Source organism: Enterococcus malodoratus ATCC 43197, from assembly GCF_000407185.1.
Classification (GTDB): domain Bacteria; phylum Bacillota; class Bacilli; order Lactobacillales; family Enterococcaceae; genus Enterococcus_A; species Enterococcus_A malodoratus.
The window spans coordinates 320,372-340,824 of record NZ_KE136483.1 but is presented as its reverse complement, the minus strand read 5'-3'; the positions used below and the strand labels follow the sequence as shown (position 1 = coordinate 340,824).

21 protein-coding genes are annotated in these 20,453 nt (G+C 40.2%); 6 read left to right on the top strand and 15 right to left on the bottom strand.

Annotated features, from left to right (window positions below; all coding sequences use genetic code 11):
* Positions 1–62: 62 nt before the first annotated feature.
* The gene (locus I585_RS17085) at positions 63–263 is read right to left on the bottom strand and encodes a cold-shock protein (protein WP_010740784.1); all 201 of its coding nucleotides are present in this window, start codon (positions 261–263) and stop codon (positions 63–65) included.
* A 191-nt stretch (positions 264–454) separates the two neighbouring features.
* On the bottom strand, positions 455–1,558 hold the full coding sequence (locus tag I585_RS17080) for a baeRF6 domain-containing protein (RefSeq protein ID WP_010740785.1): 1,104 nt from the start codon (positions 1,556–1,558) through the stop codon (positions 455–457).
* A gap of 396 nt (positions 1,559–1,954) precedes the next feature.
* Here I585_RS17080 and I585_RS17075 point away from each other — a divergent pair, with 396 nt between their 5' ends.
* Positions 1,955–2,494, top strand: a complete 540-nt coding sequence (locus I585_RS17075) for a PH domain-containing protein (RefSeq protein ID WP_010740786.1) — start codon at positions 1,955–1,957, stop codon at positions 2,492–2,494.
* Positions 2,495–2,536: 42 nt separating this feature from the next.
* Here I585_RS17075 and I585_RS17070 read toward each other — a convergent pair whose 3' ends face one another.
* From I585_RS17070 to dnaX, 11 genes are all read right to left on the bottom strand, one after another.
* The gene (locus I585_RS17070) at positions 2,537–2,881 is read right to left on the bottom strand and encodes a P-II family nitrogen regulator (RefSeq protein WP_010740787.1); all 345 of its coding nucleotides are present in this window, start codon (positions 2,879–2,881) and stop codon (positions 2,537–2,539) included.
* A 24-nt stretch (positions 2,882–2,905) separates the two neighbouring features.
* Positions 2,906–4,120 carry an ammonium transporter gene (locus I585_RS17065; RefSeq protein WP_010740788.1) on the bottom strand — a complete coding sequence of 405 codons (1,215 nt, stop codon included), beginning with the start codon at positions 4,118–4,120 and terminating at the stop codon, positions 2,906–2,908.
* Positions 4,121–4,270: 150 nt separating this feature from the next.
* The gene (rsmI, locus tag I585_RS17060) at positions 4,271–5,125 is read right to left on the bottom strand and encodes a 16S rRNA (cytidine(1402)-2'-O)-methyltransferase (protein WP_010740789.1); all 855 of its coding nucleotides are present in this window, start codon (positions 5,123–5,125) and stop codon (positions 4,271–4,273) included.
* A gap of 201 nt (positions 5,126–5,326) precedes the next feature.
* Complete coding sequence (locus I585_RS17055; protein WP_034709502.1) at positions 5,327–5,674, bottom strand: DNA replication initiation control protein YabA; 348 nt, start codon at positions 5,672–5,674, stop codon at positions 5,327–5,329.
* The gene (locus I585_RS17050) at positions 5,674–6,486 is read right to left on the bottom strand and encodes a PSP1 domain-containing protein (protein ID WP_010740791.1); all 813 of its coding nucleotides are present in this window, start codon (positions 6,484–6,486) and stop codon (positions 5,674–5,676) included. The genes I585_RS17055 and I585_RS17050 overlap by 1 nt, the downstream gene beginning before the upstream one ends.
* 26 nt (positions 6,487–6,512) lie before the next feature.
* Positions 6,513–7,451 (bottom strand): DNA polymerase III subunit delta', encoded by a 939-nt coding sequence (gene holB / locus I585_RS17045; RefSeq protein WP_034709367.1) that lies wholly within the window; start codon positions 7,449–7,451, stop codon positions 6,513–6,515.
* 1 nt (position 7,452) lies between these two features.
* Entirely contained in the window at positions 7,453–7,782 is a 330-nt protein-coding gene (locus tag I585_RS17040) for a cyclic-di-AMP receptor (protein ID WP_010740793.1), read from the bottom strand.
* A gap of 12 nt (positions 7,783–7,794) precedes the next feature.
* A complete protein-coding gene (tmk, locus tag I585_RS17035) occupies positions 7,795–8,439 on the bottom strand; it encodes a dTMP kinase (RefSeq protein ID WP_010740794.1) in 645 nt (214 codons plus the stop codon).
* Positions 8,440–8,502: 63 nt separating this feature from the next.
* Entirely contained in the window at positions 8,503–9,099 is a 597-nt protein-coding gene (recR, locus tag I585_RS17030) for a recombination mediator RecR (protein ID WP_010740795.1), read from the bottom strand.
* Between the two features lie 154 nt (positions 9,100–9,253).
* Positions 9,254–9,568 carry a YbaB/EbfC family nucleoid-associated protein gene (locus tag I585_RS17025; protein ID WP_010740796.1) on the bottom strand — a complete coding sequence of 105 codons (315 nt, stop codon included), beginning with the start codon at positions 9,566–9,568 and terminating at the stop codon, positions 9,254–9,256.
* A 16-nt stretch (positions 9,569–9,584) separates the two neighbouring features.
* Positions 9,585–11,333, bottom strand: coding sequence for a DNA polymerase III subunit gamma/tau (gene dnaX / locus I585_RS17020; protein ID WP_010740797.1), 1,749 nt, complete (start codon positions 11,331–11,333; stop codon positions 9,585–9,587).
* 182 nt (positions 11,334–11,515) lie between these two features.
* Between dnaX and I585_RS17015 the strand changes: the two genes are divergently transcribed.
* From I585_RS17015 to I585_RS17000, 4 genes are all read left to right on the top strand, one after another.
* Positions 11,516–12,751: an SPFH domain-containing protein gene (locus I585_RS17015; RefSeq protein ID WP_010740798.1), complete on the top strand. Its 1,236-nt coding sequence runs from the start codon at positions 11,516–11,518 to the stop codon at positions 12,749–12,751.
* Between the two features lie 28 nt (positions 12,752–12,779).
* The gene (locus tag I585_RS17010; RefSeq protein WP_010740799.1) at positions 12,780–13,850 is read left to right on the top strand and encodes a TFIIB-type zinc ribbon-containing protein; all 1,071 of its coding nucleotides are present in this window, start codon (positions 12,780–12,782) and stop codon (positions 13,848–13,850) included.
* The gene (locus I585_RS17005; protein WP_010740800.1) at positions 13,847–14,638 is read left to right on the top strand and encodes a TPM domain-containing protein; all 792 of its coding nucleotides are present in this window, start codon (positions 13,847–13,849) and stop codon (positions 14,636–14,638) included. The genes I585_RS17010 and I585_RS17005 overlap by 4 nt, the downstream gene beginning before the upstream one ends.
* Before the next feature lie 143 nt (positions 14,639–14,781).
* A complete protein-coding gene (locus I585_RS17000; protein WP_010740801.1) occupies positions 14,782–16,074 on the top strand; it encodes a serine hydrolase in 1,293 nt (430 codons plus the stop codon).
* A 64-nt stretch (positions 16,075–16,138) separates the two neighbouring features.
* Here I585_RS17000 and I585_RS16995 read toward each other — a convergent pair whose 3' ends face one another.
* The gene (locus tag I585_RS16995; protein WP_010740802.1) at positions 16,139–16,624 is read right to left on the bottom strand and encodes a GyrI-like domain-containing protein; all 486 of its coding nucleotides are present in this window, start codon (positions 16,622–16,624) and stop codon (positions 16,139–16,141) included.
* A 162-nt stretch (positions 16,625–16,786) separates the two neighbouring features.
* Here I585_RS16995 and I585_RS16990 point away from each other — a divergent pair, with 162 nt between their 5' ends.
* Positions 16,787–17,980 carry a YdcF family protein gene (locus tag I585_RS16990; protein ID WP_010740803.1) on the top strand — a complete coding sequence of 398 codons (1,194 nt, stop codon included), beginning with the start codon at positions 16,787–16,789 and terminating at the stop codon, positions 17,978–17,980.
* Positions 17,981–18,050: 70 nt separating this feature from the next.
* Here the strand turns inward: I585_RS16990 and I585_RS16985 are convergent, their stop codons facing one another.
* Positions 18,051–20,399 carry an ABC transporter ATP-binding protein/permease gene (locus tag I585_RS16985; protein WP_010740804.1) on the bottom strand — a complete coding sequence of 783 codons (2,349 nt, stop codon included), beginning with the start codon at positions 20,397–20,399 and terminating at the stop codon, positions 18,051–18,053.
* Positions 20,400–20,453 lie beyond the last annotated feature (54 nt).

Here is a 20,453-nt window from a genome sequence, read left to right as displayed (position 1 = left end):
CCAATAAAACTTGAACAACAAAAAAGCCAGATGCTTTCGCACCTGGCTGAAAATTCGACTAATTAAGCTTTGTTAACGTTTGTAGCTTGAGGTCCACGTTGACCGTCTTCTACGTCGAAAGTCACTGCTTGACCTTCTTCTAAAGTTTTGAAGCCGTCGCCTTGGATTGCTGAGAAATGTACGAATACGTCGTTTCCGTTTTCAGCAGTGATAAATCCATAACCTTTTTCTGAGTTAAACCATTTTACTGTACCTTGTTCCATGTTAAACATCCTCCTAGGATAAAAATTAATTTGTAATTACTTGAATGGTGAAATAGGAAAGATGTTGTCTGAAACAAACTTGCCAATATTACCGTACAAAAACTACAATTAGAAGTATAACATAGATAAAGCGATAACACTAGGTTATCGCTCAAAAAGTTTTTTCTTAATATATTTGAAATATTTAGTCGCTAATACCGTAAAATAGCCAATAAGCTTTTCTCATCCGGCGCATCCTTTTGGTCTAGAACAAAGACCTGTCCGCCATTTTTGATAACATTGTCAGCAATTTCATTGAGTACCTGACGACGATCGTATTCAATATCCGGGTCTTCCCCATAACCATCTACAAGGTTGGACGTTGCAATAAACAAATGAGAAATTTTTCCTTCCTTTGCAGCTGGTACGATATCGACTAATTGATCAACAAATTTTCTATCGATTAATTTTTTATACGTCTGAGTTTCGACCGCAGCAAGTTGATCAAAGATTTTTTGTGTCTCTTGTTTGATCTCATTTATCCCCGCTTGTGCCGGTGATCCGCTAATCGCCGCTTTATCCGAATAATAAGGATTTTTCGCGATCTTTTTAAATTGTGTTTGGTTTTCTGGCAATGCAAAAAGATACAAAGGCAAATGCTCTGGATTATCTAATTCTTTTAAGAAGTTATCAACGGCCTGATAATAATTTACCCAGTCAATCTCGACTTCTTCATCCTTCGTATTTACACCATGGAAACTGCCGACTTCACCGCCGCGGGCTGAGACATTCAAGTTTCCACCAGTCAATTCATCACCAAGTGCCGTCACAATATCCTTTGGTGCACCTTCTGGAAGTTCGATCGCTTGGACTTCTTTATTACGGACAAGATAAAGTTTCATAGAATCTCTATTCAAAGCCATCAAATAATAAGGATAGTTGAATTGCATATTCTTGATGATCGCCAATAAGTAAGGCAAATCACTCACGTAGTATTGATCATCCACTGCAATGCTTAAGCGATGGATATGAGTTTCATTCGCGCTCAAAATTACCGCAACACTTTTTGTTCCGCTACGCCAAAAGTCTCCATCTGCTAATAAGTGATCGATTTTTTCTTGGAATGGTTCAAAGCTGTGATCAGTGTATTTCTTCTCAAAGCGTGTTTTCGCTTCTTTAGCAAAGTTTTTAAACATGATTTGATCTTTTTCAACATCTTGATGCGCATGGTGTGTGTTCAACATAAACGTGATAAACGGACCTGTTGCTTCTTCTGAAGTCAATTCAGTTAGTAACTTTTTACTGATATTTGCCATAAATGTACCCTCCTATTTAAATCTTCCAACCCAAGTGTAACATAGCTCTTAAATTCCTTAAAATGAAATGCAACCCTTACATTTTGGAATATGCTGTAAAATTTCACCGAAATTTGCATAAGTCTTTTCTAATTCATTTCTTATTGATTAACAAACAGCTATTCATGAATTCATTGACTGTTTGCTTTATCATGAAATCATACCAATTATCCCGAATTGGTTTTTCATACTTACTCCTACCAAGAGTAAATAACAACCTTCATTTCCACCATAGTGACGGCTATGGTGGTTTTTTGTGCCTTTACTCGCAAATGAGACACGAGCTCTGTTAGAAAACTATTTGTTTGCGTTTCCATGTTTTGCTAAACTAAGACTAACAAATAAAAGGAGCATACCATGAAGACTGCCGAAGAAATGTATCAATTTTGCCAAGACACCGGATTCTTTTCAGGTTCCGATCGCCAGTGGAGCGTAAAACTTTTTTCAGTATTAGAAAAGCATTTAGGGCCCGATGAAGAAATTTTAGTTTGCTTTATCGGTCTGCATAACCGAACATCTGCCACTAAAAATGATGGCTTTTATGCCTACGGTTTAACCAATCAGCGTTTTGTCATGGGGCAAAAGAAAATGATCGGCGATGATTTCAAAGTCATTCCTTTAGCAAATATGCAGGACCTGCGTTTAATAAAAGAAACAAGTTTAGATCTATTGGATATAACCTCTCTACAAGGAACTACTAAGATCGTCTTAACCGAAGAGGAAGCGCCAAAAGTTCTGGCAAGATTAAAAGAAACTATTCAACTAGTTACAGAAGAGAGCAAGTCTGAAGAACCATTAAGCAAAGCAGAACAGCTCTTAAAGATGAAGGACCTATTAGATCAGGGTATCTTAAATGAGGAAGAATTCGCCAAAATAAAAGAAGATATTCTTAAATAGAAAAAAGATTCTGCCTAAGAAATAATCTTAGGCAGAATCTTTTTATTGGATCGCTGCTTTGCCTGTTTCCCGTGTACGAATACGAATCGCTTCTTCAATCGGATAAACAAATATTTTTCCTGTTCCACATTCTTCCGACTGACAAGTCTCCAAAATCAAATCAACCACCCGCTCGACATCCTCATCAGCTAAAATAAAGCTAACCGATACTTTTGGCAATAATGTGGTAATAATTTCCTGCCCTCGAACATGGGTTTTCTGACCTTTTTGTAATCCGCAACCTAATACTTGACTGACCGTCATACCATTGACTTCTATTTCTTGATCAATTGCTGCTTTGATCGCCTCTAATTTTTCTTGTCTAATAATCGCTTCAACTTTTTTCATTGCGTCCTCCTCTTGCTGTCGGTTTTAAGAATCCATTCCCATAAATGTCGGATAAGCACTTTCATCATGCTCAATCTGATCTAAACCTAATGCTTCTTCTTGCTGCGACACTCGAATTGGCATGAAGACTCTAATCAAGGAAATGATTAAGTAACTAGCTGCCCCGGCAAATACCAGAGTAAATAGTACGCTTTCGATTTGAGCGATAAATAGATGCGTTTCTCCATAAATCAAGCCCGTTCTTCCACCGACTGAAGGATCGGCAAAAATCCCCGTCACGATACCGCCAAAAATTCCGCCAACTCCATGACAGCCAAACGCATCTAACGCATCATCAAAACCGAGCTTCTGTTTGATTACTGAAATAAAGAAGTAACAAAACGGACTCACTAAAGCGCCGATCAGCAAACTCGACCAAATCGATACAAAGCCCGCCCCTGGTGTTATGGCAACTAGTCCTACAACTGCTCCTGTACAAGCGCCAACAACAGTAGGTTTGCCATTTAGAACTTTCTCAATCAACATCCAAGACAGCATCGCACAAGCCGCTGCTGTATTTGTAGTAATCATCGCGTGAATTGCCAAGCCATCGGCCGCTAATGCTGATCCCCCATTAAAGCCAAACCACCCAAACCATAAAAGCCCAGTTCCCAAGACTACAAAGGGAACATTATGTGGTCGATAATCTCCAAGGTGATACTCGCGACGACGTCCTAATACGATTGCTAATACTAAACCAGAGATTCCTGAACTGATATGAACAACGTTTCCTCCAGCAAAATCAATCGAACCGATTTTATCCAGAAAACCGCCGCCCCAAACCATATGCGCCATAGGGAAGTAAACAACGACTAGCCATATCGCAATGAATAGAAAAATTGCTGAAAAACGCATTCTGCCAGCAACTGATCCCGTTAAAATGGCCGTCGTGATCAAGGCGAACATCATTTGAAAGAAAGCGAAGAGCCCCTCAGGAATCCCATCTCCTTTACTCATGGACACACCATTGAAAAAGAGTTTATCTAAGTTGCCAATAAAATCTCCGCCGCCGCTGAATGATAAAGAGTACCCAATCGCCACCCAGATAAAGGAAGCCAAACCCATTGTACAGATTACCATCATCATCGTGTTCAAAATATTTTTCCGTCGTTCCAGCCCACCGTAGAAAAAAGCTAATGCGGGGGTCATAAGAAAAACCAATCCTGAACAAATCAAAATAAATGCAATATTTGCTGCCATCGAACCACTCCATTTCTCTTTATGTTAAGTATTCTAACATCAAATTCAAATAAAAAAAGAGTTTTTACTCATTTTTTTCATCTTTCTCTAATTTAGTAACTTTTTATGTAAGAAAACATCACACAAAAAGAGCAGGAACAATTCCTGCTCTTATAACTCGTGGTATTCTTTATAAACATCTTGTTTCTTTAAATTATGTCGTTTAGCAACAGATTTAATCGCTTCTTTTGAGGTTTGTCCCTCTGATATCAATGCTTCGACCTGTTCCTTTAAAGTCCCTTCGAAAACTTCCTCTTCTGCTATCTCTGTTGCCCCCGAAACTAGCAAACAACATTCGCCTTTCAATGAATGCTCCGATAAGTATTCTATTAACTCTTCTGCAGTCCCTCGCAGATACTCTTCATAAAGTTTAGTCAGCTCACGACAAATTACCACTTCACGATTACCAAAGACTTCTGCAACGTTTTTCAATGTCTCCTTAACTCGATGGGGCGACTCATAAAAAATCAAAGTCGCCGTTTGATTTCTTAAATCTTCCAATTCTTTCTTTTGAGAACTTTTCTTCCGTTGCAAGAATCCATAAAAATAAAACGGCTGTGGAAGTAAACCAGAAGCAATCAGCGCTGTCATGCCAGCAGTGGCTCCCGGCAAAGCAACAACTGGGATATCCGCTTCAATGCAGGCTACAACCAACTCATGTCCAGGATCACTAATCGATGGCATTCCAGCATCGCTAACTTGAGCAATTGACTTTCCATCTCTTAGAAAATCAAGTAATTCCGGAATCCGCTCATTATAATTATGTTCATGCAAACTTTTTTGCGGCACCTTCACTTCAAAATGGTTCAATAACTTTTGTGTATTTCTGGTATCCTCACTAGCGATCAAATCAACCGTTTGCAATGTCTTTACTGCACGAAACGTCATGTCTTCCAAGTTTCCGATCGGTGTAGGTACTAAATACAGTGTTCCAACTGATTGCGCGAAGCTTTTCTGAATTTTCACAGTTATTCTCCTAACTTAATTTTAGGCTATGTTTTTTCGCTAAAAATACAACACATTCAAGGTATCTTTGGCATTATTCGCTGCATACTTTAACAAACTCCTAATGGAATTCACAAAAAAAGCGGGTGTGACCATAAGCAGCGTCATACCCACCAGTTCTGAATAATCAGTCCTACAAAAGCAGCGGCTTCTGGAGAGACTTTACTTTTGTTTGCTTTCTCGATAAATGACATCTAAGCAAAAAGCACAGGGCTCATCTTGTTCACGCCTTGATCCATAGAGCAGATTGCAGACATGGAACCCGTCTTCATAGATTTTTTCAAGATTTAAACGAGATTCTGACAGTTCTTGTCGTTCATCTAAAATTGGTGATTTTTTTTCATCAATTTCACGAATTCGTTCCCGTAAACGTTCATTCTCCATCTCTAATGTAGCATTTTTTTCAACGAGCTCTAACAGCGTCTCTTTCATCGAAACCAAGTCATCAAGATTTTTATGCATGTCTTGCTCCAATTGATTCAAGCCATCATATAAAGAACGCCGATCCATCATGATAAATCACCCGCTTCAACTAGTTCTTGATAATCAAAATCAATCGTTGCATCACGACCAAACAAGCGGACCTTCACTACCTTACTCAGCAGATTCAAGCCAATCACTTTACCGCGTCCTTCTGGCGTATTGATTTCTTTGCCATAATCCGGCATCTCTTTTTTGGCTGCTTCATATTCGCCATTTTCGTATTTCAGGCAGCACATCAAGCGACCGCAAAGTCCAGAAATTTTTGTTGGATTTAGTGACAGTCCTTGGTCTTTTGCCATCTTAATGGAGACAGGAATAAAATCACCTAAGAAGGTCGAACAGCATAATGGCCGTCCACATGGACCAATCCCGCCAAGAATCTTCGCTTCATCACGAACACCAATTTGACGCAATTCGATCCTTGTTCGAAAACAACCTGCAAGGTCTTTGACTAATTCTCGGAAATCAATTCGGCCATCCGCAGTGAAATAGAAAATCATTTTGCTGCGATCAAAGGTATATTCTACTTGGATTAATTTCATTTCCAACTCATGTGCGCGAATTTTTTCTTTTGCGGTCTTGAAGGCCGCTTCTGCATCCGCTTCATTTTGAGCCACTTTCTTCAGTTCTTTGTCTGATGCCTTATGTAAAATCACTTTTAAATCATCGGACAAATCTTTCTTTGCTATTTCAATTTTTGGAATTGCCACTGTCGCAATCTGGTGCGCCTGTTGTGACTCGACCAAGACTTTATCATTATAAAAATATTCGTTTTTTCCTGGTGCATAATAATAAACATGCCCAGCGTCCCGAAAACGAACACCCACAACTTCAACCATGGTTTTCCCTACTCTCTTAAATAACGTTAAGCAAAAACGATATGTAACGTTATTTGTTCTGCGATATTTTGAAATGATACGTTCGCTTCTAGTTTCTGACTGGCTGATAAAACTTCTTCTAACAGGTAATTGTATTTTCCTAAACCCGTTTGATTTTGTTTCATCACTTGATCACGTTTTTCTTTAACAAAATACGCCAACATTTCAAAAGCAAATTGTTGTTGTGTTTTGTCCTTAAACGTCTTCACCAATTTTTTCTGAACATAGATAAACGCTTGTGAATCATTTTTTTCGAGATAATTAAACCATTGAATAACAACATCTCTAGCTTCATTAAACCATTCATCTTTTGAGATTTCAACAGCTTTTCCATAACTATTTGTTAAATTCGCTAAGAGTTTTGCAGTTTTTGTAGGGATTTGATCCGCTTCTAAACGGGACTGCAAGCGTCCTGCAGACAACGCTTGGAAGTGAATGATCTGACACCGAGAGCGAATTGTTGGCAAAATTTTTCCCAACGATTGGCTTTCTAAAATGATCATAAAGTTGGCTGGTGGTTCTTCCAAAAATTTCAATAAACTATTGGCCGAGTTCAAATTCATCTTTTCTGCTTGGTGAATAATCACGACTTTTTTCGCAGATTCAAAGCCGCTCTTCGTTAATTCACTTTGAAGCGCCCGAATTTGATCAACCTTGATGGATTGTCCATCTGGCTCGATTTCAACGACATCGGGATGATCTTTGCTGATTATCCGCAGACAATTGTTGCACTTTTCGCAGGGCATCCCCTCTTGCAGATCTAAACAAAACAGATGCTTCACGAACCACAAAGCTAATTCAGCTTTGCCGGTCCCTTGATCTCCCTCAAAAAGATAAGCATGGGCCATTCGCCCATGCTCAAAACTGTTTTGTAATTGACGAAAAACAATAGGTTGAATTGTCTGAAGCTTTTTTGCCTCTTCCATCTTAATACTGGTGGAAGCCTTCGACTGGCAAGACAAAGACTGTCGCGCCGCCGACTTCAACTTCAACTGGATAAGGGACTTGTCCATCTAATGAAATATCTAAGGTCACTGGTGTCGTGACATATTGCGTACGTGCTTGGCAGGTTTCCTTAATCAAAGCCAAAGCATCCTCCACGCGTTCGTCTTCGATCCCGATGATAAAGGTACTGTTCCCAGCTTTCAAAAAGCCCCCGGTAGAAGAAAGTTTCGTTGCTCGAATGTTCGCATCAATAAATTCATTGGCCAAACGATTAGAGTCTTTGTCTTGAACGATCGCTAAAATAAGTTTCATAGTTTACACCTCTCATGATTGGAAATAGTCTGGATAACGCGTCAATAACTCGTAAAAACAATCATTTACGACTTCATCTAAACGTTTCCGAGCATCAATTTTTATGATTCGATCTGGATTTGCATCCGCCAATTTTAGATAGGCGTGTCGAACCCTTTGATGAAATTGTAACCCTTCTGAGTCCAAACGGTCAATTTGATTGGTTCGGTTCTTCATGATTCGCTGCAGTCCAGTATCTGAATCTACGTCTAAATACAGCGTGACATCAGGCATTGTGCCTTCAATCGCAAATTCATTGATCTTTGCAACTTCCTCCATGCCGATCCCTCTGCCAGCTCCTTGATAAGCCAATGAACTATCGACAAAACGATCGCACAGAACAATCTTATCTTCATCAAGCGCGGGCCATACTTTTTCAATCAAATGCTGACGACGCGCTGCCGCATATAGCAAAGCCTCTGTTCGATCATCCATTCGATCATTGCTTGGGTCAAGGATCACGTGACGAATTTTTTCAGCGATCGGAATGCCTCCAGGTTCTCTTGTCTTGACGATGGATCGTTTCGCCGTTAATTGTAGTCTTGGATAAAGCTCGTTCAGCACACTGGTTTTTCCAGCGCCGTCCGGCCCTTCAATCGTAATAAATAATCCGTTCACGTTCTTGTCCCCCAAAATAATTTTGATCTTATGGATCTTTTTCAAAAAAACACCGCGAAATTCTTATAATTCACGGCGTCCTTCCACTGCTTTTAACAAAGTGATTTCATCGGCGTACTCGATGTCGCTGCCGACTGATAAGCCATGAGCTAATCGTGTAACTTTAATCCCTGCTGGTTTTATTAACCGCGATAGATACATTGCGGTTGCTTCGCCTTCTGTCGTAGCGTTTGTCGCGATGATGACTTCTTTGATTTCATCATCATGCAGACGTTTAATCAAGGGTGCGATATTGATATCTTCCGGCCCCGTCCCTTCCATCGGTGATAACACACCGTGAAGTACATGATACAAGCCATGATATTCACGTACTTTTTCCATTGACATCACATCTTTTGGTTCTTCTACGACTAAGATTGTACTGCGATCTCTAGTTGCATCTGAACAGATCTCACAAGGGTCTTCTTCAGTGATATTTCCACAAATACTGCAAAAACGCAAATCACGTTTTACACTGATCAACGATCGTGCAAATTCATTAACCGACTCGTCTTTCATATCAATCGTAAAAAAGGCTAACCGAGTTGCAGTCTTTTGTCCAATTCCCGGCAACTTCATGTAACTCTCAATCAGCTTTGCAATTGGTTCTGGATATTGCATTCTGTCCTTCCTCTCTTCCAGAAAGGCTCACGGACTTGTTCAGCTTTTTAGCAATAGGCAAAAGCTAGTTCGTTAAGCCGAACATGGATAATACCATTAGCATAAACTTCATATTTGCAAAATTAGTTTCTATCTTCCATCAAGAAGAAATGACTTACATTCCAGGAAGTCCTTTGGTGTACTGACCCATTGTTTGATCTGTCTCTTTTGTGATCTTTGCAATCGCATCATTGACAGCTAAAACGATCATATCTTGCAGCATCTCTGGGTCTTCAGGATCAATCAATTCAGGATTGATAGCCATAGCCTTCATACTTTTATCGCCGGTAAATGTCACTGTCACTAAATCATTAGTTGAACGGCCAGTAAATTCCTTGGCATTCAATTCATCTTGAGCTTTTACCATTTCTTTTTGCATTTTTTGCATTTGTTTCATCATACCTTGCATGTTTCCCATTCCGCGCATCATTATACGTTTCGCTCCTTTAATCTTCCTTAATCGTTACAAGATCGCCAAACAGGCTTTTTGCTTGTTCAACGACTTCATTCGTTTCTTCTGGTGGTAATAGACTAATTTCGTCTTCTGTATCGTTTGTTTCTACCGCTACAGGACGATCCTGATGTTGGCTAACAAAAGCTTGACGCAAACGCGGCCAGCTTTCGCGAGTAATGAAGACAAAATCAGGTGAGTAATCTTTGATCATCATACTTAAACTATTCTGCATATTCAAGCGTAACTCATCACTGCTGTCTGCTCGTTGACAAACAATCTCATAATCAAACGCAATCAGCAATAAACCAGGTCCTGCAGCCATCGGTTCGCTGGCCTTCAACATCGCCCGCTGAGTTACTGATAGAGCCATCAATAGATCTTCCCAAACATTCTTCACATTAAGTAAATGGTCTTTGGTCGCCTCGCTCAATACTTGATAGACGCGCTCCGTTGGTACTCGATAACTGCTAGCTGTTTTCTTCGGCGCAACTTTGCGTTCTTCTTTTTCAGACGTCGGGTTATTTTTTATTTGTTGCATTTCATTTTGCAACTGTTGCAGCTGCGTTTTTAGTGCCAATAACTCCGATTGTTCGGCAGGCTGTATTGCTGCTGGTGTCTCCATGTTACTCGACTGAACCACTGTTGATGACTCAGTAGTAGTTTGCGGTGTCGCTAATTTCACCGTTGCGACTTCTAAGTAGATGTTAGCATGATTTGTAAAACGAATCTCATTTTGCGTTTCACTCAAAATCTTGATCATGCTATACAAACGTTCAGAAGCCGTTGTTTCGGCTAATTGTTTGAAGTTCTCCGTCAAATAAGCCGCTCGATTTTCTAAAAGTTTTGGTGCTTGCTGATAAATTAACAGGTCTCGACAATACAACAGTAAATCTTCAGTTAATCGACGAGCCTCTTTACCTTCCGCCAAAATATTTTCTAAAACTTCCAAAGCACCGCTGACATTTTGTTGGAGACACGCTCCTATAAAATTGTCCATCATTTCAGTAGTCAAACTACCAGTCACGGCTAAAGCATCTTCTAAAGTAATCTTTTCATTACTGAAGGAAATAGCTTGATCTAAAATACTTAAGGCATCCCGCATCCCACCTTCTGCTGCTCGTGCTATAACAGACAATGCCTGCTCTTCATAAGGCTGGTTGCTTTGTTCAAGAATGTACGCCATTCGTCCGATGATCGCTTGCACATCAATTCGTTTAAAATCAAAACGTTGAGTCCGTGAAATGATTGTCGCCGGAATCTTATGCGGCTCGGTCGTCGCTAAGACGAAAATCACGTGCTCTTTGGGTTCTTCTAACGTTTTTAACAAAGCATTGAAGGCCCCAGTAGAAAGCATATGAACTTCATCGATAATATATACTTTATATTCAGCTGTAGTCGGTGCATAATTTGCACGATCGCGGATAAAGCGAATTTCTTCCACACCATTGTTACTTGCAGCATCAATTTCAATCACATCTTCTTGTCGCCCCTCGGTGATCGAACGGCACATTTCACACTCATTGCAAGGTTCCCCATCTACACTGTTGGGACAATTGATGGCTTTGGCAAAAATTTTCGCCGCACTGGTTTTCCCTGTTCCGCGGGGGCCGGTAAATAGATAGGCGTGGGAAGTTTTTTGTTGTTGGATCGCATTCTTCAACGTTTTCGTGATTGCTTCTTGCCCGACTAAGTCATCAAAACGTTGTGAACGCCAAACGCGGTAAAGTGCTTGATACGCCATAATTCTCCTCTTTTCTTTCAAAATCACTGCTTTTTATTATACGTGATTTCACGTAAAAAAACTATAGAAACCGATCATCCAGCGCAATTGTTTAGCACCTTTTAATTTGTTGGACTGCATCCTTTCTAATTCAAAAAAGGCCTGTGGTATAATGAGAAAAACGTTTTTATGGAGGGATATTCATGGGACTATTTAAAGCAGCAACTAGCAGCATCGGCGGCGGTCTAGCCGATCAATGGCTAGAGGTGATTGAACCTGCCGATATGGGACAGACAACAGTCATGTCAAAAGGAGTGGCTGTACGAAAAGATGATAAACGCGGAAGTAACAAAAAAGGAACCAGCGATGTGATAACGGATGGCTCCGTCATTCATGTCTATCCAAATATGATGATGCTCTTAGTGGATGGCGGAAAGATTATTGATTATACCGCTGAAGAAGGATATTACACGGTGGAGAATAACTCCGCACCGTCAATGTTCAATGGTTCATTAAAAGATGCCGTTGCTGAAACCTTTAGTCGTTTCAAATTTGGCGGTGTAACACCGCAGAAGCAACAAGTTTTTTATATCAATCTGCAAGAAATCAAAGGAATCAAATTTGGTACCAGCACTCCTTTGAATTATTTCGATAATTTCTATAATGCAGAATTATTTTTACGAGCACACGGATCCTACTCTATTAAGATAACCGATCCAATTTTATTTTTTGCCAATGCGATTCCAAGAAATATGGTTCAAGTTGATATCAGCGACATTAATGAGCAATACTTGCAAGAATTTCTGACTGGCTTACAAGCAGCGATTAATCAAATGTCTGCCGATGGGCAGCGTATCTCTTACGTGCCTTCAAAAAGTCTGGAACTAAGCAAATATCTGTCTGATGCGCTAGATGATAGCTGGAAAGAGTTACGCGGCATGGAAATCGTTGCCGTTGCTGTTGCCAGTATCTCTTACACAGATGATTCCACAAAATTAATTAACATGCGGAACGAAGGCGCAATGTTAGGTGATCCAAATGTCCGTGAAGGCTATGTCCAAGGTTCTGTTGCCCGCGGCATGGAAGCTGCTGGTAAAAATGACGCTGGTGCTGCCACTGGTTTCTTCGGAATGGGTATGGGAATGAATGCCGGCGGAGACTTTCTCAATCAAGCATCGCAAAACAACAATCAGCAGATTCAACAAAATCAGCAAGCACAGCAGAAATCTGCTGGCGATCACTGGACTTGTCCAAAATGCGGAGAAGAAAACTCCGGTAAGTTCTGCAGCAACTGTGGCGAACCGAAACCCGCTCCAGCTACGGCGGCAAAAATTCAAATGAAGTGCAGCGAATGTGGTGAAGTTGTTGACTTAAGCAATGGTGTGCCAAAATTCTGTCCACATTGTGGCAAGCCCTTCAAAGGTGTTCCATTAGACTAAACTATTACGAATTAGGAGGAGCCTGCAAATGGCAGATGTATTAACACATCATTGTCCCAACTGCGGCGGTCCTTTAACATTTAATCCAAGTGATCAAAAATTTCATTGTGATTATTGCTTGAGCATTTTTACTGTGGAAGATATCGAAAAATTTGAAGCCAAGAATGCAGATCCAACTGCGGATGCACAAACAGAAACTGTTAGTTCAGAAAAGACGGGCAGCGATGACGTTGACCTCTTTCTCTGTCCCAGTTGCGGCGCTCAAATTGTTACCGATCACACCACCGCCGCCACCTATTGTTACTTCTGTCATAACCCTGTCGTACTGTCAGGACGTTTGACTGGAGAGTTTTTACCTAACAAGGTCTTGCCTTTTAAGATTGATCGAAAAAAGGCTGTTGCTGATTTTTTAGCATGGACACAAAAGAAACGATTCATCCCGAAAGATTTTTTTAACGAACAGCAAATTGAAAAAATGACAGGTGTTTATTTTCCCTATTGGGTAGTTGATGCTGAAACCGATGGTAACCTAACCGGCAAAGGGACTTCATTACGTGTCTGGATCGTGGGAGAAATTGAATATACTGAAACGAAAGTTTATCAAATTTTTCGCAAAGGTAAAGCCAAAATCCAACATCTGACCAAAAATGCGTTGAAAAAAAATCTACAGCAAAAAATGGTGGAAGGCGTACAGCCGTTCCCAATCGATCAGGCCGTGGATTTTCACACAGAATACTTGTCTGGGTTTCAAGCGGAAAAACGCGATATTGAAATCAAAGATCTCGCTGAACAAATTGATCATGAACTGACCGAATATACGGAAGATTTGTTACGCGATACGGTTTCTGGCTACACAACGTTTACACCTAGCAGCCAATCAGTTGATGTTGAAAAGCAAGACAACCATTACATGCTGTTACCTGTTTGGCTGGTAACCTACCAAGATGCGTCAAACAAAACTTATTATTACGCGATGAATGGACAAACCGGCAAAGTCAGCGGGATACTCCCTATCAGCAATAAACGCTTAGGCTTATTCTCCGGTGGAATTTTCGCCGTAATTATGATAATAGCAATGATCGTGGGGTATTTTCTATGAAAAAAATCCTCTTAGTTTTAGGCTTTTTAGCGCTCTTTAACCCGTTGAAAGTTTTGGCCGCTTCAGATACAGTAGACGACCAAGCAAATTTGTTATCGCCAGAAGAACGAACAGAACTCTCAAAACAGGCTGATGCGATCAATCAGAAAATTAAAGGCCAGGTTTTTATCTTAACAACTAATACCAATACAGAGGAACCTCGAGAATTTGCGAATACTCAACTAAAGGCTCGTGTCGGAAAAGATAATAACGGAGCCCTGCTTTTATTAGATATGAACCAGCGGGAAATTTATCTATCCACATCCGGGAACATGATTGACTATGTGACTGATAAACGGCGGGATAGGCTATTAGACGATGTGGAAGCGGCTATGAAGGATGGCAACTATTATCAGGCCAGTGCAGATTACTTGTCTAACGCAAAAGATTTTGTTGATGACGGAGTCCCAAGCGGTTCGTATCGAATTGATGAAAAGACTGGTAAAGTTACTTATTACAAATCCATCACTCCGCTTGAATTTACGATTGGCTTAATCGTTGCAGCGGTGGCAGCAATCGGTTTCTTCATCTCTGTACGCTTGCGCTATCAATTAAAAACTGGCACTTATCGTTACCCCTACCGGCAAAATGCTCAATTAGACCTGATTGAACGTCAGGATCAGTTGGTTAATTCTTTCGTCACAACTCGCCGTATCCCGAAACCTTCCAATAATGGCGGTGGTGGAGGTGGCAGCACTACAAACTCCAGTGGTGGCGGAACATTTGGCGGCGGCGGACGCAGTTTTTAAGTAAATAAAATAAAAAATGTTATCACTATGCACCGGAGTCTTTCAAAACTAATGAAAAACTCTGGTGTTTTCATGTATTTTCTTGAATTCACCCTATGATTTTGCTAAACTTTTGGGGTTAATAGAAATAAAGGAGCCCATCAATGAATAAAAAGAAAAGATTTCCCCTCGTTTTGGTTGTCCTAGTAATTTTTTTCCAAAGTCTCATAGGAATCACCGCCCATGCGGCAGATGAATTTTCTGTCAATGCGAATGCAGGATACGCCATTGACGCTGACTCGGGAAAAGTATTTTTCAACCAGGATGGGGACACCCCAAAAGGCATTGCTTCCATCACTAAAACGATTACGGCATACCTCGTTTTAGATGCAATCAAGCAGCAGAAAATTTCTTGGGAGCAAGAAGTACCGATCTCGGAGTACGCTGAAAAATTGAGCACCGTCCCTGATTTATCAAATGTTACGTTAGTACGTGGGCAAAAATACACTGTTAAAGATCTTTTCGAAGCCATGATCGTCCAGTCAGCCAACGCATGTGCAGTCGCTCTGGCTGAATTAATTGCTGGAAGTGAGCATACTTTTGTAAATCAAATGCGTGAACAACTTACAAAATGGGATATTAAAGACGCAACTATCATTAATGCTTCTGGATTAAGTAATGTTTATCTTGGTGAGCACGTTTACCCAGGCACCCAAGAAAACGATGAAAACTTGATGTCTGCTCGTGATGTAGCGATCGTTGCCCAACACTTGATCAAAGATTTCCCTGAGGTTTTAGAAACTTCTAAAATCACCGAAAAAACTTTCGCGCCAAACACTTCTCAACCTGATGAGATGAAAAATTGGAACGTCATGCTATTTGATGGTCCTAATTATAAAGAAGGCGTAGATGGATTAAAAACTGGGACCACCGATTTAGCCGGGGCATGTTTTGTCGGTACGATTCAAAAGGACGGGCGCCGTGTCATCACCGTGATTCTGAATGCTCTAAACCAGGACAATGATGAAAATGCACGATTTGCAGAAACAAATAAATTAATGGATTACTGTTTGAATAATTGGAGTCAGCAGGATGTAACCGCCGCAGGACAAACTCCCACCGATAAAAAGAGCTTAAAAGTCACTGAAGGTAAACAGAAAACTGTTTCCTTGGCCATGGAGAAACCTGTAAAACTTTGGGTACGAAGCGATATGGATCCAACTAATCTGACGATCAAAACAACATTAGATCAGTCCTTGTTAGATAACAATGCCATCATCGCACCTGTTCACAAAAACGAAAAAATTGGTACTGTCAGTGTTTCATTAGCTCAAGACACTTTAGGTTATGTTCAAAAAGGTGAAGGTGCTACAACCGATCTTGTAACAAATAATGAAGTTGAAAAGGCCAATACCTTTGAACTGATCTGGCAAAAAATCACTAGCTTATTCGCATAACTTTGAAAGTCTAGTGTATTGGACAAGATAAATAAAAAAACTTTCGACTCGAGTCGAAAGTTTTTTATTTTGCTTTGAAAGGAAAATATAATTCGACTTCTCCCTCCGCAAAATGCGGTAAATAATGTTCATGAATTGCACCTGCAAGTTCTACTTGTTCTAGAGGAAAAATTTCTCCTAACATTAGGTTGGTCGCATCTTCAATTTTTTCTGCACTGGCCTTGACTGTCAGATAACTCATTGGCGGGATTTCCCACCGTACCCAACCATCAGGTGCCTCTGCTGTCTCCGGTACTTGGACGCCTGCAAGATAGCGTCCCTCTTGCTGCCACGGTTCCAACCAATGTTCACCATCACTCATTAATCCCCATAAATGCAGATCCTTCATCTCTTGTCCTGCTAAAAGTTCAATCAACTCTTCAAAATGGGTATTCATTTGGTCCCATAATAACGGAACCCACGATGGCCCATCTTCTGCTAATCCACGTCCTTCTTTACCAATTACAAAAAATGTCGGCAAATCAACACGATCGACTCCTTTGATTTCCATCCGCATTCCTCCTCCCCATAATTTTACTAATCTTCTACAAGAAAACCAACTAATAGTTCTTAACTGCGTGTTTCTCATTTTATTTGCTATACTATCAAAGAAAGATACTGCTGAATTGGCAGGAGACTTAACCCTAAAGAATATATAAAAAGGTGTGATGGAATGGACATACAACGAGATTTACTTGCTTTAGCCATTTATTTTATTATTTTGATTGGTTTACTGGTTCGCTTTAGACATAAGAAACTTCGCTATTTTTCAATGTGGACGGGAATATTTTTGGTTTTATACTTTTGTGCGATTGAGATTCAAAAGAAAACCTTTTTCATTTTGATTCCGCTCTTGTTTTTTTCACTATTCTGTTTTTTCTATTTCAAAGAAAAATGTCGCCTACGGAATGGATGGCTGCTCAATCTTTTCCTGATCAGTTTTATGGGATACGTAGGTCTTGTTACAGCAACTTCTAGTTCATTGATTGGTGCGGGAATTCTCGCTGTTTTACTGATCTTGTTCTTAGTAACGATTTTATTTGGATTATATGCAGCAATTATATTTCTGATTGGGAACAGCTTTATTGTTCTGCGGCATGAGTCGCGTAAACTTCCTAATCTATTAACCCTGATTTTAGGGCTGGCGATTATTGCACTGATTATCTTGCAGAGCTTCGGACCAAAAATTTTACCAAACTGGTCCGTCATCCTGTTGTCGATTCCGACAACTATCGCAGTTTATTTCTTTATCGTATTTTGGAATTTTCTATCGATTTCATTACTCTACCAGTTCAATCATCCAAAATATAATCAAGACTTCATTATTGTCTTAGGTGCTGGTTTAATTAATGGGGAAAAAGTCACTCCCTTGTTAGCAAAACGCATTGACCGTGCAATCCAATTTTATCGCAAACAAAGCGAAGAAACATTATCTCCGCCACAACTTTTAATGTCTGGCGGACAAGGGGCAGATGAAAAGGTTCCTGAGTCCCAAGCGATGCGGGAATATGCGTTGGAGCAAGGAATTCCTGCTGAAGATATCCTTATGGAAGCTCAATCTACGAACACACTCGAAAATATGCGCTTTAGTAAAGAGATCATGGAACGTGAAAAACCTTCCGGTTACCATGCTATATTTACCTCGAACAACTACCATATTTTCAGAGCTGGAATGTACGCAGAAGATGTTGGACTGAAAATTGATGGCATTGGTTCAAAAACTGCCCGCTATTATTTACCGAATGCTTTTTTGCGGGAATTCATTGCCGTTGCCCTAATGAATAAACGTCTACACCTTTTCATCTGCGGACTGATCACTTTAGGTTTCGTTGCATTAGCTGTCATTAACTATTTTTTTGTTGGATAGTTTTTCTAATTATAGAACTACGAAAAATGGATTCAAAAAATCGAGCAGAGAATTCTCTGCTCGATTTCTTTTATTCTGCTCGTAATGCAATAGCGGCATCTTTCTTCGCTGCCATTTTCGCTGGGATATGTCCGCCAATCATTGTCAATACGGTTGATACGACAATCAAAATGATGCCGTGAACCGGATTTAGCTGCGCAACATTTTTCAGCTCGGTCATGTTATACAAAATCGCATTGATTGGGAAAGTCGCCAAGTAAGCAATGACTACGCCCAATGTCCCCGAAGCGACACCCAAAATACAGGTTTCTGCATCAAACACACGCGTAATATCTTTTTTCCGTGCTCCTAAGGCCTTCAAGACCCCGATTTCTTTCGTCCGTTCAATCACTGACGTATAAGTGATGATACCAATCATGATCATACTAGTCACTAATGAGATTCCGGCGAAAGCTACTAGGACATAGGTGATCGCATCCATCAATCCGCCAGTCAACTCAGTCATCGTTCCTGCTAAGTCGGTGTAAATAATTTTGTCTTCTTTTTTCTTGCCCTTATTATAATCATCCAAGTAACTCAAGATTTGTTCTTTGTCCTTGTAGTTGTTTGGATAGATCATAATGCTGCTTGGAATACTATCTCCGCCTAAATAAGCAATCGTGCTTTCCTTCGTTGTATCATCTAACGCTTCATTCGTCATCACATTTGTGTTTACATCTCTTTGTGCTTTGACGATCTCTGAGTTTTCATTGTCGTTAACGATTTTAGAGGTTAGCTCATTGCTATAGGCAATTCCCGGTGCCAAAAGATTCATCGTTGATGAGCTCTTCACACGCAAGATTCCTGAAATCTTTAAAACATCATTGTTGGCGTTATCGTACATAGCCTTGTAATCATTATTTGGAATAAAATTTCCTGTTGGTAATTTTGAATAGTATTCATTATTGTTGATCAATTTAAATTCCGTACCAATAATTTTGTCAAAATCTAATTTGTCGCCATCCTTGATATCAAAACCAAGATTTTTCAATGAATTGATGTTAGTACTGTTATTCGCATCGACAATCAACACGACATCCGTGTTCGCTTTTGGATAAGCGCCTGATAATAATTTATAATTATCCTCTAGAAAATTGCCAGAACTTTTATCTAACTGTGTTGGGAAAGAAGAAACACCCATGCCGGTCATACTAGACATCGCACTCATCATTGATGGACCGCTGTCTGGTGCTTCGTTGGATAATTTGACCGGCTTCACATCACCATCCACATCACGCAAAAGATTCATTCCCACTACACGTGTAAAGCCAATATTATTACTTAATTTTGGATCAATCTTATTAATATAATCAACGTAATCTTGATTGAGCTTATTCGTATGCTGCGCTTTGTCTTCATCGCTGATTTTCGCAACTATATTGTTTTTGTTCTCATTACTTGTTTTACTTGCCTTATCAGAACCCAGCGCTTGATTTCGATTGGCCGTTTGATCCGTCGTTGTTTTTGAAATCGTGATCGGATACTTTGCCATCGTTTCAGCCTGCGTACTATCAATTTGCTTTTGGAATCCACTCGATAATGAAAGAACGATCCCAATGCTGATAATCCCAATACTGGAGGCAAATGCTGTTAAGAACGTCCGCCCCTTTTTGGTCCGCAAGTTGTTGAAGGATAGTTTCAAGGCCGTCATGAATTTCATTTTGGTTCTCTTTAATTGAAATTGCTCACCCTTCTCACCTTCAATGTGGGGATGGGAATCATTCATAATACGACCATCAGAAAACTCGATGATTCGATCAGCATACTCATTCGCCAGTGTTGGATTATGAGTAACCATGATGACTAATTTTTCTTTTGATAGTTCTTGAATCAAATTCATAATTTGAACACTCGTCTCAGTGTCCAAGGCTCCTGTTGGTTCGTCACAGAGTAAAATATCAGGATCATTTGCTAACGCCCGCGCGATCGCCACCCGCTGCATTTGTCCACCAGAAAGCTGATTCGGTTTTTTGTGCATATGATCTGCCAAACCTACTCGGCGCAATGCATCTTCTGCTCGTTGATTTTTTTCTTCTTTTGAGACACCGCTCAACGTCATTCCAAGTTCCACATTATCGATAATGCCTAGATGACCAATCAAGTTATAACTTTGGAAGACAAACCCAATGGAATTATTTCGATAAGCATCCCAATCGGCATCTTTAAATGTCTTCGTTGATTTTCCGTCGATTATCATATCACCGGAGTCGTAGTTGTCTAATCCACCGATCACATTCAGCATCGTCGTTTTACCAGAACCGCTGGCTCCTAAAATCGCAACAAATTCTTGTCGACGAAATGCAACTGATACGCCGTCCAAAGCCTTCGTGGTCGTATCACCCACATGGTAATGTTTTTTTATGTCTTTTAGTTCTAACATTGCGTCACCCTTTTTCTCTTAGTTTACTTTGCCAAGATAGCATGGCATTATTAA

What these genes read in the sequence shown, in the direction of transcription:
- I585_RS17085 (WP_010740784.1), bottom strand. Translation starts at nt 263, where the DNA reads ATGGAACAAGGTACAGTAAAATGGTTTAACTCAGAAAAAGGTTATGGA.
- I585_RS17080 (WP_010740785.1), bottom strand. Translation starts at nt 1,558, where the DNA reads ATGGCAAATATCAGTAAAAAGTTACTAACTGAATTGACTTCAGAAGAA.
- I585_RS17075 (WP_010740786.1), top strand. Translation starts at nt 1,955, where the DNA reads ATGAAGACTGCCGAAGAAATGTATCAATTTTGCCAAGACACCGGATTC.
- I585_RS17070 (WP_010740787.1), bottom strand. Translation starts at nt 2,881, where the DNA reads ATGAAAAAAGTTGAAGCGATTATTAGACAAGAAAAATTAGAGGCGATC.
- I585_RS17065 (WP_010740788.1), bottom strand. Translation starts at nt 4,120, where the DNA reads ATGGCAGCAAATATTGCATTTATTTTGATTTGTTCAGGATTGGTTTTT.
- I585_RS17055 (WP_034709502.1), bottom strand. Translation starts at nt 5,674, where the DNA reads ATGGATCGGCGTTCTTTATATGATGGCTTGAATCAATTGGAGCAAGAC.
- I585_RS17050 (WP_010740791.1), bottom strand. Translation starts at nt 6,486, where the DNA reads ATGGTTGAAGTTGTGGGTGTTCGTTTTCGGGACGCTGGGCATGTTTAT.
- holB (WP_034709367.1), bottom strand. Translation starts at nt 7,451, where the DNA reads ATGGAAGAGGCAAAAAAGCTTCAGACAATTCAACCTATTGTTTTTCGT.
- I585_RS17040 (WP_010740793.1), bottom strand. Translation starts at nt 7,782, where the DNA reads ATGAAACTTATTTTAGCGATCGTTCAAGACAAAGACTCTAATCGTTTG.
- recR (WP_010740795.1), bottom strand. Translation starts at nt 9,099, where the DNA reads ATGCAATATCCAGAACCAATTGCAAAGCTGATTGAGAGTTACATGAAG.
- I585_RS17025 (WP_010740796.1), bottom strand. Translation starts at nt 9,568, where the DNA reads ATGATGCGCGGAATGGGAAACATGCAAGGTATGATGAAACAAATGCAA.
- dnaX (WP_010740797.1), bottom strand. Translation starts at nt 11,333, where the DNA reads ATGGCGTATCAAGCACTTTACCGCGTTTGGCGTTCACAACGTTTTGAT.
- I585_RS17015 (WP_010740798.1), top strand. Translation starts at nt 11,516, where the DNA reads ATGGGACTATTTAAAGCAGCAACTAGCAGCATCGGCGGCGGTCTAGCC.
- I585_RS17010 (WP_010740799.1), top strand. Translation starts at nt 12,780, where the DNA reads ATGGCAGATGTATTAACACATCATTGTCCCAACTGCGGCGGTCCTTTA.
- I585_RS17005 (WP_010740800.1), top strand. Translation starts at nt 13,847, where the DNA reads ATGAAAAAAATCCTCTTAGTTTTAGGCTTTTTAGCGCTCTTTAACCCG.
- I585_RS17000 (WP_010740801.1), top strand. Translation starts at nt 14,782, where the DNA reads ATGAATAAAAAGAAAAGATTTCCCCTCGTTTTGGTTGTCCTAGTAATT.
- I585_RS16995 (WP_010740802.1), bottom strand. Translation starts at nt 16,624, where the DNA reads ATGGAAATCAAAGGAGTCGATCGTGTTGATTTGCCGACATTTTTTGTA.
- I585_RS16990 (WP_010740803.1), top strand. Translation starts at nt 16,787, where the DNA reads ATGGACATACAACGAGATTTACTTGCTTTAGCCATTTATTTTATTATT.
- I585_RS16985 (WP_010740804.1), bottom strand. Translation starts at nt 20,399, where the DNA reads ATGTTAGAACTAAAAGACATAAAAAAACATTACCATGTGGGTGATACG.